Origin of the sequence: Acidisphaera sp. L21, assembly GCF_009765685.1 — a bacterium.
In the GTDB taxonomy this organism is placed as follows: domain Bacteria; phylum Pseudomonadota; class Alphaproteobacteria; order Acetobacterales; family Acetobacteraceae; genus LMUY01.
The window spans coordinates 8,840-10,162 of the sequence record NZ_LMUY01000128.1 but is presented as its reverse complement, the minus strand read 5'-3'; the positions used below and the strand labels follow the sequence as shown (position 1 = coordinate 10,162).

The window sequence follows — 1,323 nt, the reverse complement described above, 5'->3', positions numbered from 1 at the left end:
TTCCGCCGCACAATGCCTCTGGACAGCAGCACCTGTGCTTCTCCGAACCCATGCAGAGCTGGAGCGCTGGGCTAGCCATCTGGCCTCTTGCGGCATTGCCATCGAAAGCCGCCTTGATTGGTCGAGAGGCGGATCAAGCTTATACTTTCGCGATCCCGATGGTCATTCGCTGGAGGAGGCACGCCGGGACTGTGGCAAAACGACCCACATCTTTAGACTTGCCGATGGTAATCGCAAGATTAATCAATCTGGTTAGCTAATGCTAAACAATGCTGCAGCCGTATCACAAGACACTTACCTAATCTAGGTCAGTCTGTCTTTGAAGGAGCGGGTGGTTCTGCCTTTCCCGGGACAGTGACGGGAGAACCCCCACCAACCATTTCCGTATCTTGACGATCGTCCGTGGGATAACCCTTCGAGTCACTCGTTCCCGCGTTTCCGGCTCCTTTGTCATGTTCGTCTTGGATCTGTTGGTGGCGCCTGGCGTCGTCTATGTGTCCGTCTGCACCTTGGCCAGTTGGGTGGCTCATAGTTGAAGCCTTTCTTTGTTGAACCGATCTCGGCCCAGATGTCGCTTCATCCATTGCCGGGATGGGCGGAACCCTACCCTCCACGTAATCGGATCAGGGTGCAAGTAGGGATGCTCAAGATGGTCTACGAGGCCAACCACTGACATATGAATGGCAAATAGAAAGGGATCACTCACTCAAAACGGCATCTGTCCTCACCAAACTTGCGTCGTAATTGGATATTGAGACAGTCAGGAGGATATTACATGGCAGATAATTCGACGCACACGACGGGCAACGATCCACTTGAGGGAATCGATCCTGGCGGTACACGCCCAACCAAACCTGGTAATCCGGATAAGTCTGGGCCCGCAAAGCCAGAAAATGTCAGCAAGGAGCAGACAGTGGTCAGCGGTAACCAAAACCAGCCAGCTAACGAGCGAGCAAGATAGAGCATGTCGCCTGTGTCACGGCATGGTGACATACGACCACGATCCCGACCGTTGGGTCACGATAAATGTTAGGAACGTCAATGAGCATCTTCGGCGCGATCATGAGCAAGATTTTTCACGGCGGACCGGTTGAAACTCGCCGACGGTCCACTCGTCGTTTTGTTCGAGCATGAGCGCGCCCACCAAGCGGATGACGGTGCGGTCGTTTGGAAAGATGCCGACCACATCGGACCGCCGCTTGATTTCGCCATTGAGGCGTTCGAGAGGATTGGTGCTGGCGATCTGCGGCCAGTGCTCCTTGGGCAACGCGGTATAGGCGAGGACATCATCACGTGCCTCGTCCATCAGGCCGGCAAGTTCTG

At 54.7% G+C, this 1,323-nt stretch carries 1 protein-coding gene and 1 pseudogene; one reads left to right on the top strand and one right to left on the bottom strand.

The window, feature by feature from the left end:
* Positions 1-256 (top strand): annotated as a pseudogene (locus GSQ76_RS31400) (hypothetical protein); the annotation flags it as partial.
* A gap of 804 nt (positions 257-1,060) precedes the next feature.
* Here the strand turns inward: GSQ76_RS31400 and GSQ76_RS32135 are convergent.
* Positions 1,061-1,323: transposase (locus GSQ76_RS32135; RefSeq protein WP_408837194.1), on the bottom strand; the 263-nt coding region annotated here is incomplete at its 5' end.